Source organism: Citrobacter sp. MGH100 (assembly GCF_001034465.1).
Lineage (GTDB): Bacteria > Pseudomonadota > Gammaproteobacteria > Enterobacterales > Enterobacteriaceae > Citrobacter > Citrobacter youngae.
The window spans coordinates 484,287-499,495 of sequence record NZ_KQ089802.1 but is presented as its reverse complement, the minus strand read 5'-3'; the positions used below and the strand labels follow the sequence as shown (position 1 = coordinate 499,495).

Genomic DNA, 15,209 nt, shown 5'->3' with positions numbered 1-15,209 from the left:
GAGTTCTCAGTGGAACCCCGCTGACCCGGCGGCTTGCGTGCCGTTGTTCCGTGTCAGTGGAGGCGCATTATAGGGAGTTATTTCAGACTGACAAGGGGAAATTTAAAATAACTTTCCGAATGCGTGTTTTTTCACCAAAACCACCATTAACATGCCATAAAATAAGCAATTTGCCGTTTTTGCAGCCGCAATCACACTCCCTGATGGCATACTAATGAATAAGAAAAAGCGTAAGGAAGAACATTCATGCCTTTAAATGCCCAACAGATAGCTGCCCAAAAGAATCTTTCCTATGTTCTGGCAGAAAAGCTGGCTCAGAGAATATTAAAAGGTGAATACGCACCCGGCGCTATCCTGCCAGGTGAAATTGAGCTGGGCGATCAGTTTGGCGTAAGCCGAACTGCGGTAAGAGAGGCAGTTAAGACATTAACGGCTAAAGGTATGGTATTACCGCGCCCACGTATTGGTACACGCGTTATGCCGCAGGCAAACTGGAACTTCCTCGATCAGGAGCTGCTCACCTGGTGGATGACGGAAGATAATTTCCCACAGGTCATTAAACACTTTCTGGTGATGCGTATTAGCCTGGAGCCTCAAGCCTGTTCACTGGCGGCGACCATTGGTACGGCAGAGCAGAAAGCCCATCTCAATACATTAATGGAAGAGATGGTCGAGCTGAAAAGAAACTTCAGACGCGAACGTTGGATTGAAGTTGATATTGCCTGGCATGAGCACATTTATGAAATGAGCGCGAATCCATTCCTGATATCCTTCGCATCATTGTTCCATTCCGTTTATCAGACCTACTTTACGTCGATTACCTATAACGATGTGGTCAAGCTGGATTTGCACCAGGCCATTGTCGATGCAATAGAAGATAGCGATGGCGAACGCGCTTTTGCCGCCTGTCAGGCATTACTGATAGCACCGAACGAGCTCCCGGATAAATAATCTATGTCAGAAAAGAAATCGCGCAGTATGGCTGGATTGCCATGGATAGCCGCCATGGCCTTTTTTATGCAGGCATTAGATGCCACTATCCTCAACACGGCCTTACCCGCAATAGCACATAGTCTTAACCGCTCCCCGCTTGCTATGCAATCAGCCATTATCAGCTATACCCTGACAGTCGCGATGCTGATCCCGGTAAGTGGTTGGTTGGCAGACCGATTTGGTACCCGACGTGTATTTATGATTGCCGTTAGCCTGTTTACGTTGGGATCGTTGGCTTGTGCACTTTCCAGCTCATTAAGTGAACTGGTGGTTTTCCGCGTGATACAGGGTATCGGTGGCGCAATGATGATGCCTGTTGCCCGTCTGGCATTATTGCGTGCTTACCCGCGCAGCGAACTGCTCCCCGTACTTAATTTCGTGACCATGCCCGGTCTTGTTGGACCGATTTTAGGTCCGGTACTGGGTGGCGTGCTGGTAACGTGGGCCAGTTGGCACTGGATCTTCCTGATTAATATTCCCATCGGCATAGTCGGTATCTTCTATGCCCGCAAATATATGCCGAACTTCACCACACCACGCCGCGGCTTCGATATGACCGGTTTCTTTCTCTTTGGTCTAAGCCTGGTACTGTTTTCCAGCGGTGTTGAGTTGTTTGGCGAGAAACTTGTTGCCAGTTGGGTCGCACTTGGCATTATTCTCGCCAGCATTGTGCTACTGCTCGCCTACATTCGTCATGCGCGTCGCCATCCGACACCGTTGATTGCGCTTCCTATTTTTAAAACGCGAACCTTTTCTGTTGGCATCGCCGGAAACCTTGCTACTCGCCTGGGAACGGGATGCGTACCTTTCTTAATGCCACTGATGCTGCAGGTAGGCTTTGGATACCCGGCACTCATTGCCGGTTGCATGATGGCTCCGACAGCGCTGGGGTCAATTCTGGCGAAATCAATGGTGACACAGGTACTGCGCCGACTCGGCTACCGGACCACGCTGGTCGGTATTACAGTGTTTATCGGCCTGATGATTGCACAGTTCTCTTTGCAGTCTCCCGCCATGCCGGTCTGGATGCTAATTCTGCCACTGTTCATTTTAGGTATGGCGATGTCCACCCAGTTTACCTCAATGAATACCATTACTCTGGCCGATTTAACTGATGAGAATGCCAGCAGCGGCAACAGTGTTTTAGCCGTTACGCAGCAGCTGTCTATTAGTTTAGGGGTTGCCATTAGTGCCGCGGTTCTGCGTATCTACGAAGGTATGGAAGGAACCAATACGGTTGAACAGTTCCACTATACCTTTATTACAATGGGCGCGATCACCGTCGTATCGGCGCTGATGTTTATGCTGTTAAGAGCCAAAGATGGGCGCAATCTGATCAAAGATCGACATAAGCCTAAACCGACCCCCGCTCCATCAGAACAGGAGTAAGCTGCAAGCGCTGTTGCTGCAATGCGGGCTGTGCCATACGGTGGATTAACACATCAATGGCCAGTTCACCCAACTCATCTTTCGGTTGGTGAATAGTTGTCAGCGGCGGCGTCATATAACGCGCCAGTTCTATATCATCATAACCGACTACCGCCATATCCTGCGGGATACGCAATCCAGACTGATATAAAGCCTGATATGCTCCAACCGCCATCGCGTCATTGCCGGTAAAAACAGCCTGTGGGCGGTCTTTATGCGACAACAGCGTTTGCATAGCTTCAAACCCACCGCCAAACTCGAAGTCACCGGTGATCTCGTAACCGTCCGGGATAGCCAGCCCTGCACGCTTCATTGCCGCGCGATACCCTTCCAGACGCAGACGCGCCGGTGTTTTATCCAGAGGGCCCGTGATGCAGGCAATGCGCGTAAACCCTTTTTCGATCAGATGTTGAGTGGCTAAATCCCCACCTAACAGGGAGTTATCCTGAATCAGATCGCTTTCACCATCAAAAGGCGACCAGTCCATCATCACGGTCGGTATAGAAGGGTAACGCTGCATGATTTCTCTGGAAGGCTGATGTGTTTCCGTGCAGAGCAGCAGCAAGCCGTCTACCCGCTTTTGCATCAACGTTTCCAGATTACGGTTCATACGCTGCTCGTCACCTTCGGTGTTGCACAGCACCAGGCTGTAACCGCGCTCAAAGCAGCTACGTTCAACACCACGAACCAGCTCAGAGTAAAAGGGATTAGTACTGGCTGTGATTAACATGCCAATAGTGCGGGTCTGATTCAGTTTGAGACTACGCGCCAACGCGGAAGGCGCATAGTTAAGCTCTTTGATTGCCGCATCAACTTTGTCAGTGATAGCCTCACTGACAAAGCGATCTTTATTAATGACGTGAGAAACCGTCGACGTGGAAACACCCGCCAGGCGGGCAACGTCCTTCATTGTAGCCAAGCGTTACCTCTGTTGACTTAAAAACGCTTCGATTTCTTCACGCCATGGAACGGAAGGCTGTGCACCTTTACGTGTGACCGCAATCGCGGCGGCAGCATGTGCAAAACGGATGGCTTCCGATAGCGGAGTCTCTTCCAGTAACGCTGTGATTAACGCACCGTTAAAGGTATCTCCGGCAGCGATAGTATCAACCGCGTCAACTTTAAAACCCGGTACTCGCTGACCTTCACCGTTTACACTGGCCCACACACCGCGACTCCCTAAGGTAATCAGTACAGTATGGATCCCTTTCGCGTGCAATGCCTGCGCCGCTTTAGCTGCATCTTCATCGTTTTCTACCCGGATCCCCGTCAGCTTTTCAGCCTCGGTTTCATTCGGGGTAATAATATCCACCAGCGCCAGCAGCTCGTCGGATAGTTCACGTGCCGGAGCTGGGTTAAGGGCGACCAGAGTCTTATTCTGATGGGCAATCTTTGCCGCAGCCAGAACGCTTTCGATCGGTGATTCTAATTGCATCAGTAACGCAGACGCCTGAGCAATACGGTCACGCTGTGCTTCTACCAACGCCGGAGAAAGAGCAGCATTCGCGCCGGCATGAATACCGATAACGTTCTCACCTTCGGCATTCACAAAAATCAGCGCCACACCGGTCGATTCACCCGAAATAACGCTAATCGGGGCAATATCAATATTATCGCGAGCTAACTGTTTACGCACACTTTCGCCAATATCGTCATCACCCGTACAGGCAATGAACGCGATATTCGCGCCACTACGCCCTGCAGCAACCGCCTGATTCGCGCCTTTACCGCCAAACGCCACCTGATATTGACTACCGGTTACGGTTTCACCCGGTGTCGGGAAAGAGTTAAGGTTGAGGATGTGATCGGCATTAATGCTGCCAAGAACAACGAGGTTGCCTGCGGTTTTCATGTTAGGTATTCCAAGTCAAAGTGCGCCACCGGGTTAGGGTGGCGCGTGCCCTGCTTTTCTTTTTACGCTTTCATCCTCAGAACAAGATCCAGGGATGGCGTATTTATGTCTCCATCAGGTCGCGAGCGGCCTGAATCGGTATTACTGCTTGATAACCAGCTTCAGGTCAACCGGATATTTAGCCTGAACCTTCTCGCCTTTCAGGACTTTATCCGCAGTCTCAACGCCTTTCGCGCCGATCTGATCCGGCAGCTGAGCAATGGTCGCAGCCAGTTTGCCATCATTTACTGCTTTTTCGCCATCTGGAGTGCCGTCAAATCCAACCACCATCACATCAGATTTACCCGCCGTTTGCAGCGCACGCAGCGCACCCAGCGCCATTTCATCGTTCTGGGCAAATACGGCCTGCACGTCAGGATGCGCGGTCAGCAGGTTCTGCATAACGTTCAGACCTTTAGTGCGGTCGAAGTCTGCCGGCTGGCTGGCCAGTACGTTAAATTTGTGTGCCGCAACGGCCTGCTGGAAACCTTCGCCACGCTCACGCGCCGCAGACGTTCCGGCAATGCCCTGCAGTTCGATAACTTTCGCGCCTTCACCGGCTTTTTTCGCGATGTAATCACCCGCAATTTTTCCGCCCAGCACGTTATCAGACGCAATATGGCTTACCACTTCACCTTTAGACGCTACGCGGTCAAGGGTGATAACCGGAATCTTCGCCTGGTTAGCCATCTTCACGGCGTTACCCACGGCATCGGAGTCAGTTGGGTTGATCAGCAGGATTTTAGTCCCGCGAACCGTTAAGTCCTGAACGTTAGCCAGCTCTTTCGCCGGGTTGTTCTGCGAGTCCAGAATAACCAGGTTGTAACCCAGCTTATCTGCCTCTTTTTGCGCCCCATCCTTCAGGGAGACAAAGAACGGGTTATTAAGCGTGGAGACCACCAGCGCAATGGTATCTTTCGCCATCGCATTCGCGCTCACGGTGGCGCTCAGCGCAACAGCAGAAACCAGGGTAGCCAGTTTTTTCATGTTCATATTTAAGATGTCCTGTAATCGTTGTTACTGCTTTTTGTTGTCTACCAGTACCGCCAGCAAAATCACCACCGCTTTGACGATCATCTGGTAATAGGAGGATACACCTAACAAATTCAAACCATTATTGAGGAAACCAAGAATCAATGCGCCGATCAGCGTCCCAACAATGCGTCCTTTACCACCCGCCAGGCTGGTACCACCTAATACCACCGCGGCGATAGCATCCAGCTCATAGCCTGTACCTGCCGTCGGTTGTGCAGAGGAAAGACGCGCCACTTCAATGATGCCCGCCAGCGAAGCCAGCAGCCCACAGAGTGAATAGACGATAATTTTGATTTTACTGACGCTGATTCCGGACAGACGCGTTGCCGCTTCGTTACCGCCCAGCGCATAGATATAACGACCCAGACGCGTGTGGTGCAGCATGTACCACGCCGCGAGGAAAACAATCCCCATAATCCACACCGGCGTAGGGATGCCTAATGGACGACCAATCCCGAACCAGCCAAACAGATCGGCATTATCAGTAAAACCAGTGTTTACCGGACTGCCGTTGGTGTAGACCATGGTCACACCGCGCAGCAGCAGCATCATCACCAGAGTCGCGATAAACGCCTGTACGCGACCTTTCGCGACAATCACCCCGGTTACCGCGCCAATGGCTGCGCCGAGCGCCAGAGCCGCAGCAACAGCCACCAGCGCATTGACTTCAATCCCTACAATCGAAGCCGCAACCGCACCGGTCAGCGCCAGTAAGGAACCGACGGACAGATCGATACCCGACGTCAGGATAACCAGCGTCATGCCGACCGCCATGATGGCGTTCACCGACGTTTGCTGAAGAATGTTGAACAGGTTATTAACGGTAAAAAAGTTAGGGCTCATGGTGGAAACAATCGCGATCAGCACTAACAGAGCGATAAGCGACTTTTGCTCCAGAAGCCATGCTTTAGTGAAATAACGGCGACCAGAAACAGCCTGGGTAGTCATCTTTTTTACTCCTGATTCACGCGATTAAGCTTGCCCACAGCGGCAGCCATTAATACTTCCTGAGTGGCCTGCTCGCGAGTGAATTCACCGCCGAGATGCCCTTCATGCATAACGATAATTCGATCGCTCATGCCCAATACTTCTGGCATCTCAGAAGAGACCAGAATGATGCTCAGCCCATCGGCCTTAAACTGGTTGATAAGCTGATAGATTTCTTTTTTCGCCCCAACGTCAACGCCGCGCGTCGGCTCATCGAGGATCAGGACTTTTGGACGGGTCATCAGACCGCGCGCAATCGCTACTTTCTGCTGGTTACCGCCGGAGAGCAGGCCGATAGCCTGTTCCATCGATGGCGTTTTAACATTGAACAGGCGAATAAAATCACCCACCGCCTGCTGCTCATCTTTATGTTTAAGGCTTCCGCCTGCACGGCTGAAATAGCGCAGCGCGGTCAGTGACATGTTCTCTTTCACCGACATACCGAGCACTAAACCATCGCGTTTACGGTCTTCAGAAATATAGACGATGCCATTAGCCAGTCCATCCTGCGGCGAACGGGTGACAACTTCATGGCCATCAAGCGTGACGTAGCCGCTGGTGCGCGGCAATGCGCCGTACAACACTTTCATCAGCTCGGTACGTCCTGCCCCCATCAACCCCGATACGCCAAGGATTTCGCCTTTACGCAGCGTGAATGACACATCGTTTACGCCAGGGCCGCACAAATTATCGACTTTCAGGCGAATATCACCCGGCGCTTTTTCCAGACGCGGGTACTGATCTTCCAGTTTACGTCCCACCATCATTTCAATCAGCGAGTCTTCGGTAAGCGATGCGACTTCACGCTCGGCAATAAACTGCCCGTCGCGAAAGACGGTTACGTCATCGCAAATCTCGAAGATCTCTTTCATGCGGTGAGAAATATAGACAATGCCGCGTCCCTGGGATTTCAGTTCGCGAATGACGCGGAACAGGGATTCGGTTTCAGTATCGGTGAGGGCATCCGTCGGTTCATCCATAATGATGACCTTCGATTCAAAGCTCAGCACTTTGGCGATTTCAACCATCTGCTGATCGCCAATCGACAGCTCACCGACCAGCCTGTCGCTTTTAAAGCGCAGATTGAGTTTGGCGAGCAGCAGATCGGCTTCGGCGTACATCTTCTTCCAGTCTATTTTGCCAAAGCGATTCACAAACTCGCGACCGAGAAAAATGTTCTCGGCAATAGTGAGTTGCGGGATCAGGTTCAGCTCCTGGTGGATGATACCGATTCCGGCTTCCTGGGAGGATTTCGGGCCGTTAAAGGTGGTCTCTTTACCCAGCCACAATAAGGAACCGGCATCACGGGTGTAGATTCCGGTCAGCACCTTCATCATGGTGGATTTGCCCGCGCCGTTTTCGCCCACCAGCGCCATTACGCGGCCTGGGTAGACATTCAGCGCGGCGCCGGATAGCGCTTTTACGCCCGGGAACGCTTTATCGATCCCTTTGAGTTGCAGTAATGCGTTCATGATGGCCTCAGAACGTGACGCCAGCACAGAGAATGATATTCGCATACGGAGAACATTCTCCGCTGCGAATTACCGCCTGACTGTCTGCGGTTTGTTTTTTGAATTGTTCATGCGTGGTATAACGAATTTCTATGGTGTTTCCCTGGTGTTGTTGCAGTTGCTCAATGTGACTGAGCAACGTTTCGTGGAGTTGCGGATTATGTTGTTTAATTTCCGACGCGAGAATGGCCGCCTCGACCTGCATTTCACGTGTAACCACATCCAATACCTGCATAAAAGAAGGTACGCCCTGGGTTAATGCCATATCGATACGCGTTGTGCTGTTCGGGATGGGTAAACCTGCATCACACACCACCAGCGTATCGGTATGCCCCAGACGGGAGATCACCGATGAAATTTCAGAGTTGAGTACCGTGCCTTTCTTCATTTTCTTTCCCCACTAGCGAAACGTTTCGCTGAAGATAAGTGTAGTTCGAAGAGTGGACAGAAAACCACCGCGACGTTACGAAAATGTGATCACCATCGAAACGTTTCGCAAGGATTATCATGAGATGAAAAGAAAACTGAGAGGGGTCAAACAAAACGCCCCCTTTCACGATGAAAGAGGGCGTTAACAACATTAAATCTCGACCTGCGTACCGAGTTCAATAACCCGGTTCGGTGGGATTTCAAACTGGTCCGGCGCGCGCAGCGCATTGCGCTGTAGCAGCAGATACAGCTTGCCACGCAGGCGCAGATACCATGGTCGTTTGCCGACAATCAACGACTCGTGCGACATGAAGAAGGAGGTTTCCATCATCCGACAGCTTAAGCCTTCCAGACCGCAGCGGTGGAACACTTCTTCAACGTTTGGCGTTTCACGCCAACCGTAGCTGGCCACCACGCGCCAGAAGGTAGGCGACAATTGCTCAATCTGCACTCTACGTACATTGTGTACATAGGGCGCGTCTTCCGTACGCAGCGTCAGCAGAATAACGCGTTCATGCAGCACCTTGTTATGTTTCAGGTTATGCAGCAGCGCAAACGGGATGACGTTCAACGCACGAGACATATACACCGCCGTTCCTGGCACGCGCACCGGTGGGGATTTCTCCAGCGAGGCAATCATCGCCTCCAGAGAGTTACCGTGCTCATGCATGCGACGCAACAGACGGAAGCGTTCGCTTTTCCAGGTCGTCATAATAGTGAACATCACCAGACCCAGCGAGAGCGGCAACCAGCCGCCTGAAACGAGCTTATCGAGGTTTGCAGAGAACAACGGAACATCGATGCACAGGAACGCAACCAGGATCAGGAAGACGAAGTATTTATTCCAGTGCCAGTTTTGCCGCGCCACGGTCGTCGACAGAATGGACGTCAGTACCATCGTTCCCGTTACCGCAATACCGTACGCAGCAGCCAGATTACTGGAGTGCTCAAAGCTCACGATCACGATAACCACGGCGAAATAAAGCATCCAGTTTACGAAAGGAATATAGATCTGACCCGATTCCATTTCTGAAGTATGGATAATCCGCATCGGCGATAAATACCCCAGACGCACAGCCTGGCGCGTCAGTGAGAATACGCCGGAGATAACCGCCTGCGAAGCGATTACCGTCGCCAGCGCGGCAAGGATCAGCAGCGGAATCAGTGCCCAGTCCGGTGCCAGCAGGAAGAACGGGTTTTTGATCGCTTCAGGATGCTTTAACAGCAATGCACCCTGACCAAAATAGTTCAAAACCAGCGAAGGCAATACGACGGAGAACCATGCAAGGCGAATCGGTAACTTACCGAAGTGGCCCATATCCGCATACAGCGCTTCAACACCGGTAATCGACAGCACCACCGCGCCCAGCGCAATAAAGGACAGCGTTTTGAATTCCAGGAAGAAATGAACAGCCCAATACGGATTTAGGGCATGCAACACTTCCGGATTTGCAATAATGCTGCGTACACCCAGCACGGCAAGTACCAGGAACCATATCAGCATAATCGGCGCAAACAGCTTACCGACCATGCCGGTACCGTGTTTTTGAATCAAAAACAGCAGGGTAAGTACGATAATAGAGAGAGGAACAATCCAGGTGTCCAGTTGTGGAGCAATAATCTCCAGACCTTCAATCGCCGACATCACCGAAATGGCTGGCGTAATCACCACCTCGCCATAGAAAAAGCTGCCGCCAATCAATCCCATAATCACCAGCATCGAGGTCGTTCGCGCCGACGTATTACGCCCGGCCAACGACATCAACGTCAGGATCCCACCTTCCCCGGCGTTATCAGCACGCATAACAAATGACAGATACTTAACGGAAACAACCAGAATCAGCAGCCAGAAAATCAGCGAGAGAAAACCAAACACGGCATCACGTTCAACGCCAAAACCAAACTGCCCGGACAAACATTCACGAAGCGTATAAAGTGGGCTGGTACCAATATCACCGTAGACAACCCCAATGGCCGCGAGGGTAATCGCAGACAATGATTGCTTATTATCAGTGCTCATAGACTCGTCTTTCGTTTATACACATCATCGTTCAAGCTACCTCCGCGTTGGCTGCATTCGTTATTCCGCCCATCCCAGGGAATAACTCCATTGCCGCCTTGGTGCAGCTTGATTGATATGGTGTATATATAAGAAATGTGTGCGTCGTCCCTTGGCCCACAAAAAGGCGCACAGTATGCACGATTAATCGCAAAATCGTACCCCTAAATGAGACCAGATTAATCTGGCTCAAAGAAAAATAAACGCGCCTTCAGTCTATTACAGCCCAGGGGCGAAACATCTATACTCGCTGTTTAACGCGGTACATTTGGCGAAAGGACGCCACTTCATTATGGCTCACCCACATTTATTAGCGGAAAGAATTTCCCGTCTGAGCAATGCGCTGGAAAAGGGACTTTATGAACGTAGTCACGCCATTCGCCTTTGTCTGCTGGCCGCGCTCAGCGGCGAGAGCGTCTTCTTATTAGGCCCTCCTGGGATAGCGAAAAGCTTAATCGCTCGCCGACTGAAGTTTGCCTTTAAAAATGCCCGTGCTTTCGAATATCTGATGACGCGCTTCTCAACACCTGAAGAGGTCTTTGGCCCGCTATCCATTCAGGCGCTTAAAGACGAAGGTCGCTATGAGCGCTTAACAGCAGGCTATCTTCCTGAAGCCGAAATTGTTTTTCTCGATGAAATCTGGAAAGCAGGCCCGGCCATTCTCAACACCCTGCTAACCGCCATTAACGAACGCCACTTCCGCAACGGCGCACACGAGGAGAAAATCCCGATGCGCCTGCTGGTCGCGGCCTCCAACGAACTACCTGAAGCAGACAGCAGCCTGGAAGCATTGTACGACCGTATGCTGATTCGCCTGTGGCTGGATAAAGTACAGGACAAGGCCAACTTCCGGTCCATGCTGTTAAGCCAGCAGGATGAAAGTGACAACCCCGTTCCAACAACGTTACAAGTGACCGATGAAGAGTACTACCAGTGGCAAAAAGACATTGGCAAAATCACGCTTCCCGATCGTGTATTTGAATTGATTTTCACCCTGCGCCAGCAACTGGATGCGCTACCGAACGCCCCCTACGTATCTGACCGTCGCTGGAAAAAAGCAATCCGCTTACTCCAGGCCAGCGCCTTCTTTAGCGGGCGCGATGCCGTTGCGCCTATCGACCTTATTCTGCTGAAAGATTGCCTGTGGTATGACGCGCAAAGCCTGAATCTGATGCAGCAACAAATCGAAATATTGATGACCGGGCACGCCTGGCAGCAGCAGGCAATGTTGACTCGCCTTGGGGCAATAATGCAGCGCCGCATCCAGCTACAGCAGCAGCAAAGTGATAAAACGGCCTTCACGGTAATTCGTCAGGGTGGCATGTTCAGCCGCCGTCCTCATTATGATTTACCGCCGGAAGCCAACACTTCCGTACTGACGCTGCTACTGCAAAAACCCCTAAAACTGCACGATATGGAGGTTATCCATATTGCCTTTGAACGAGGCGCTCTGGAGCAGTGGCTGACTAAAGGCGGTGAGATCCGCGGAAAATTAAACGGTATCGGATTTGCCCAGACGCTGAATATGGAAGTCGACAGCGCTCAGCACCTGGTCGTGCGCGACGTCAGTTTGCAAGGTTCTCGCCTGGCACTACCCGGTGCATCAGAAGAAAGCATGCCCAGTGAGATAAAGCAGCAACTTGAAGCGCTCGACAACGAATGGCACCAGCAGCACAGCGAATTTAGTGAACAGCAAAAATGTCTGTTTATTCATAGTGACTGGTTAGGCCGCATTGAAGCCAGCCTGCAGGACGTCGGTACACAGATCCGACAGGCACAACAATGCTGACCCTTGATACGCTAAATATCATGCTGGCGGTCGGCGAAGAGGGGATGATTGAAGAGATGATCATCGCACTGCTGGCTTCCCCGCAGATGGCGGTCTTTTTCAAAAAATTTCCCCGGCTAAAAAAAGCGATTACTGACGATGTTCCCCGCTGGCGCGAAGCGTTACGTAACCGCCTCAAAGATACCCACGTACCGCCGGAGCTCACAGAAGAGGTCATGTGCTATCAGCAAAGTCAGCTCCTCTCCACTCCGCAGTTTATCGTCCAGCTACCGCAAATATTAGCGCTCCTGCACCGACTCCACTCGCCATGGGCTGGGCAAGCGCAGCAACTGGTTGATGACAACAGTACTTTTACGCCCGCACTGCATACTCTCTTTCTCCAGCGCTGGCGCCTGAGCCTGGTGGTTCAAACCACCACGCTTAATCAGCAGCTACTGGAAGAAGAACGCGAACAGTTGCTCAGTGAAGTGCAGGAACGGATGACGCTCAGTGGTCAACTGGAACCTGTGCTGGCGGAAAATGACAACGCAGCGGGTCGTTTGTGGGATATGAGTGCGGGCCAAATCAAGCGCGGTGATTATCAGTTGATGGTGAAATACGGTGAATTTCTGACGCAACAACCCGAACTCCAGCGCCTGGCCGAACAGTTGGGGCGCTCCAGAGAAGCGAAATCCGTGCCGCGTAAAGACGCGCCAATGGAAACATTCCGTACGCTGGTGCGTGAACCGGCCACCGTCCCGGAGCAGGTGGATGGCATTCAACAAAGCGATGATATCCTGCGTTTACTTCCCCCCGAACTGGCCACGTTGGGTATTACCGAACTGGAATATGAGTTCTATCGGCGGCTGGTGGAAAAGCAGCTCCTGACATACCGCCTGCATGGAGAAGCCTGGCGCGAGAAAGTCACGGAGCGGCCGGTTATCCACCAGGATTTTGACGAGCAGCCTCGTGGGCCCTTTATTGTCTGTGTCGATACCTCGGGTTCGATGGGCGGATTTAACGAACAGTGTGCGAAAGCCTTTTGCCTGGCGCTAATGCGCGTCGCCCTTGCCGATAACCGGCGCTGTTTCATTATGCTGTTTTCAACAGAAGTCGTGCGCTATGAGCTATCCGGTCCGGAGGGTATCGAACAGGCGATCCGCTTTTTAAGTCAGCGCTTTCGTGGCGGCACTGATATTGCCAGCTGTTTTCGCGCCATTATTGAACGCATGCAGGGTCGGGAATGGTTTGATGCCGATGCGGTGGTGATCTCAGATTTTATCGCTCAGCGATTACCTGATGAAGTTGTCAATAAAGTGGGGGAATTGCAGCGAGTGCACCAGCATCGTTTTCATGCTGTGGCGATGTCTGCACATGGCAAACCCGGCATCATGCGCATTTTCGATCATATCTGGCGCTTTGATACCGGGATGCGAAGCCGCCTGCTCAGACGCTGGCGGCGTTAATTTTTACAGCAGAGATGCGACGCTTTCACGGACCTGTGCAGGCCACACACCGCACTGAACCTGGCCAATGTGCGGCAACTGCAGCAGCAGCATCGTCAGGCGTGACTGCCCAATACCGCCACCAATGGTCTGCGGCATTTCACCGCGCAGCAGTGCCTGGTGCCACTCCAGACTCAGGCGATCTTCATCTCCGGTCAGAGCAAGTTGGTGTTTCAGCGCATCGGCATCCACGCGGATCCCCATAGAAGACAGTTCAAACGCATCTTCCAGTACCGGGTTCCAGACCAGAATATCACCGTTCAAACCGGCATGACCCAGTTCGGACGCTGAACTCCAGTCATCATAATCCGGAGCACGAACGTCATGACGGTGGCCGTCACTAAGTTTGCCGCCGATCCCGACCAGGAACACCGCGCCCAGCTCTTTTGCAATCGCACGTTCACGACCTTTTGCGTCAAGATCCGGATAACGAGATAACAGCTCCTGGCTATGCACAAAGTGGATCTGCTCTGGCAGGAACGGTGCCAGACCAAATTCTTTGCTTACCGCAGCTTCGGTGGCCTTAATTCCCGCCCAGATAGCCTCTACCGTGCTTTTCAGAGTGGAAAATTGACGCTCACCGTCGCCCATCACGCGCTCCCAGTCCCACTGATCAACATACACTGAGTGCAGCGGGGAGAGGCGATCTTCATCGGGACGCAGGGCCTTCATGTGCGTGTACAGCCCTTCGCCTGCGCTAAAGTCGTGTTGTCCTAACGTTTGACGCTTCCACTTCGCCAGGGAATGAACCACTTCGAATTGAGCGTCCGGCAATGCTTTAACCTTCACCTGCACCGCTTTTTCACAGCCCGACAAGTTATCCTGCGTGCCATCTCCTACGCGGCTGAGGATCGGTGCCTGAACTTCGATCAGACCTAAACGCTCTTCCAGCTGGCGAGAAAAATGAGATTTTACGAAGCTAATTTGACGTTGTTTGGCAATGTAAGCGGTTTTCATTATGTGTACTCCTGTGTCCTGTTGCCCATGATTAAGCAACAGAATGGAGGTAATATTCAATAATCCACAAACAAAAAGCCGACTTCAATTTTGATTCGTTAAAAATAACGTCTAAAATAGAGTGAATCATTAATCTACATAAGAAAAACCTATGGAAAATTATCAGATCGACAATCTGGACCGCGGCATTCTTGACGCCCTGATGGAAAATGCCCGTACCGCCTACGCTGAATTAGCTAAACAGTTCGGCGTCAGCCCGGGGACAATTCACGTTCGTGTAGAAAAAATGAAGCAGGCTGGGATTATTACCGGTGCGCGAATTGATGTCAGTCCAAAACAACTGGGCTATGACGTCGGCTGCTTTATCGGCATTATCCTGAAAAGTGCAAAAGACTATCCGTCAGCGCTGGCCAGACTGGAAAGTCTCGATGAAGTGACCGAGGCGTATTACACCACCGGGCACTACAGCATCTTTATTAAGGTAATGTGTAAATCTATCGATGCCCTGCAACAGGTACTTATCAACAAGATCCAAACAATTGATGAAATTCAGTCCACTGAAACCTTGATCGTCTTGCAGAACCCGATCATGCGTACCATCAAGCCCTGATCGCTTTTTTTTAATCCCCTATTTTTCCACAGGTAG

13 protein-coding genes are annotated in these 15,209 nt (G+C 51.7%); 5 read left to right on the top strand and 8 right to left on the bottom strand.

What is annotated here, in order from left to right:
* The first annotated feature begins 246 nt into the window (after positions 1 to 246).
* On the top strand, positions 247 to 951 hold the full coding sequence (locus SK32_RS20180) for a FadR/GntR family transcriptional regulator (RefSeq protein ID WP_048213796.1): 705 nt from the start codon (positions 247 to 249) through the stop codon (positions 949 to 951).
* A 3-nt stretch (positions 952 to 954) separates the two neighbouring features.
* Entirely contained in the window at positions 955 to 2,382 is a 1,428-nt protein-coding gene (gene mdtD, locus SK32_RS20175; protein WP_048213795.1) for a multidrug transporter subunit MdtD, read from the top strand.
* Here mdtD and rbsR read toward each other — a convergent pair.
* The 7 genes from rbsR to kup all read right to left on the bottom strand — a co-directional run bounded on the left by rbsR (position 2,348) and on the right by kup (position 10,294).
* Positions 2,348 to 3,340 (bottom strand): ribose operon transcriptional repressor RbsR, encoded by a 993-nt coding sequence (rbsR, locus tag SK32_RS20170; protein ID WP_086523518.1) that lies wholly within the window; start codon positions 3,338 to 3,340, stop codon positions 2,348 to 2,350. The two genes, mdtD and rbsR, sit on opposite strands and share 35 nt — an antisense overlap.
* Before the next feature lie 3 nt (positions 3,341 to 3,343).
* On the bottom strand, positions 3,344 to 4,273 hold the full coding sequence (rbsK, locus tag SK32_RS20165; protein WP_048213794.1) for a ribokinase: 930 nt from the start codon (positions 4,271 to 4,273) through the stop codon (positions 3,344 to 3,346).
* Positions 4,274 to 4,414: 141 nt separating this feature from the next.
* Positions 4,415 to 5,305, bottom strand: coding sequence for a ribose ABC transporter substrate-binding protein RbsB (rbsB, locus tag SK32_RS20160; protein WP_003023760.1), 891 nt, complete (start codon positions 5,303 to 5,305; stop codon positions 4,415 to 4,417).
* Between the two features lie 24 nt (positions 5,306 to 5,329).
* Entirely contained in the window at positions 5,330 to 6,295 is a 966-nt protein-coding gene (rbsC, locus tag SK32_RS20155) for a ribose ABC transporter permease (protein ID WP_003826999.1), read from the bottom strand.
* A 5-nt stretch (positions 6,296 to 6,300) separates the two neighbouring features.
* Positions 6,301 to 7,806 carry a ribose ABC transporter ATP-binding protein RbsA gene (gene rbsA, locus SK32_RS20150; protein WP_003023764.1) on the bottom strand — a complete coding sequence of 502 codons (1,506 nt, stop codon included), beginning with the start codon at positions 7,804 to 7,806 and terminating at the stop codon, positions 6,301 to 6,303.
* A gap of 7 nt (positions 7,807 to 7,813) precedes the next feature.
* Positions 7,814 to 8,233 carry a D-ribose pyranase gene (rbsD, locus tag SK32_RS20145; RefSeq protein ID WP_003023766.1) on the bottom strand — a complete coding sequence of 140 codons (420 nt, stop codon included), beginning with the start codon at positions 8,231 to 8,233 and terminating at the stop codon, positions 7,814 to 7,816.
* A gap of 192 nt (positions 8,234 to 8,425) precedes the next feature.
* Positions 8,426 to 10,294, bottom strand: a complete 1,869-nt coding sequence (gene kup, locus SK32_RS20140) for a low affinity potassium transporter Kup (protein ID WP_048213793.1) — start codon at positions 10,292 to 10,294, stop codon at positions 8,426 to 8,428.
* A 331-nt stretch (positions 10,295 to 10,625) separates the two neighbouring features.
* Here kup and ravA point away from each other — a divergent pair, with 331 nt between their 5' ends.
* Positions 10,626 to 12,122, top strand: coding sequence for an ATPase RavA (ravA, locus tag SK32_RS20135; RefSeq protein ID WP_048213792.1), 1,497 nt, complete (start codon positions 10,626 to 10,628; stop codon positions 12,120 to 12,122).
* Positions 12,116 to 13,567: an ATPase RavA stimulator ViaA gene (gene viaA / locus SK32_RS20130; RefSeq protein WP_048213791.1), complete on the top strand. Its 1,452-nt coding sequence runs from the start codon at positions 12,116 to 12,118 to the stop codon at positions 13,565 to 13,567. The genes ravA and viaA overlap by 7 nt, the downstream gene beginning before the upstream one ends.
* Positions 13,568 to 13,570: 3 nt before the next feature.
* Here viaA and asnA read toward each other — a convergent pair whose 3' ends face one another.
* Positions 13,571 to 14,563, bottom strand: coding sequence for an aspartate--ammonia ligase (gene asnA, locus SK32_RS20125; protein ID WP_005121446.1), 993 nt, complete (start codon positions 14,561 to 14,563; stop codon positions 13,571 to 13,573).
* Between the two features lie 151 nt (positions 14,564 to 14,714).
* Between asnA and asnC the strand changes: the two genes are divergently transcribed.
* Entirely contained in the window at positions 14,715 to 15,173 is a 459-nt protein-coding gene (gene asnC / locus SK32_RS20120; RefSeq protein WP_003023780.1) for a transcriptional regulator AsnC, read from the top strand.
* The last annotated feature ends 36 nt before the right edge of the window (positions 15,174 to 15,209 follow it).

Coding starts and splice junctions, on each gene's coding strand:
- SK32_RS20180 (WP_048213796.1), top strand. CDS start 247: ATGCCTTTAAATGCCCAACAGATAGCTGCCCAAAAGAATCTTTCCTAT.
- mdtD (WP_048213795.1), top strand. CDS start 955: ATGTCAGAAAAGAAATCGCGCAGTATGGCTGGATTGCCATGGATAGCC.
- rbsK (WP_048213794.1), bottom strand. CDS start 4,273: ATGAAAACCGCAGGCAACCTCGTTGTTCTTGGCAGCATTAATGCCGAT.
- rbsB (WP_003023760.1), bottom strand. CDS start 5,305: ATGAACATGAAAAAACTGGCTACCCTGGTTTCTGCTGTTGCGCTGAGC.
- rbsC (WP_003826999.1), bottom strand. CDS start 6,295: ATGACTACCCAGGCTGTTTCTGGTCGCCGTTATTTCACTAAAGCATGG.
- rbsA (WP_003023764.1), bottom strand. CDS start 7,806: ATGAACGCATTACTGCAACTCAAAGGGATCGATAAAGCGTTCCCGGGC.
- rbsD (WP_003023766.1), bottom strand. CDS start 8,233: ATGAAGAAAGGCACGGTACTCAACTCTGAAATTTCATCGGTGATCTCC.
- kup (WP_048213793.1), bottom strand. CDS start 10,294: ATGAGCACTGATAATAAGCAATCATTGTCTGCGATTACCCTCGCGGCC.
- ravA (WP_048213792.1), top strand. CDS start 10,626: ATGGCTCACCCACATTTATTAGCGGAAAGAATTTCCCGTCTGAGCAAT.
- viaA (WP_048213791.1), top strand. CDS start 12,116: ATGCTGACCCTTGATACGCTAAATATCATGCTGGCGGTCGGCGAAGAG.
- asnA (WP_005121446.1), bottom strand. CDS start 14,563: ATGAAAACCGCTTACATTGCCAAACAACGTCAAATTAGCTTCGTAAAA.
- asnC (WP_003023780.1), top strand. CDS start 14,715: ATGGAAAATTATCAGATCGACAATCTGGACCGCGGCATTCTTGACGCC.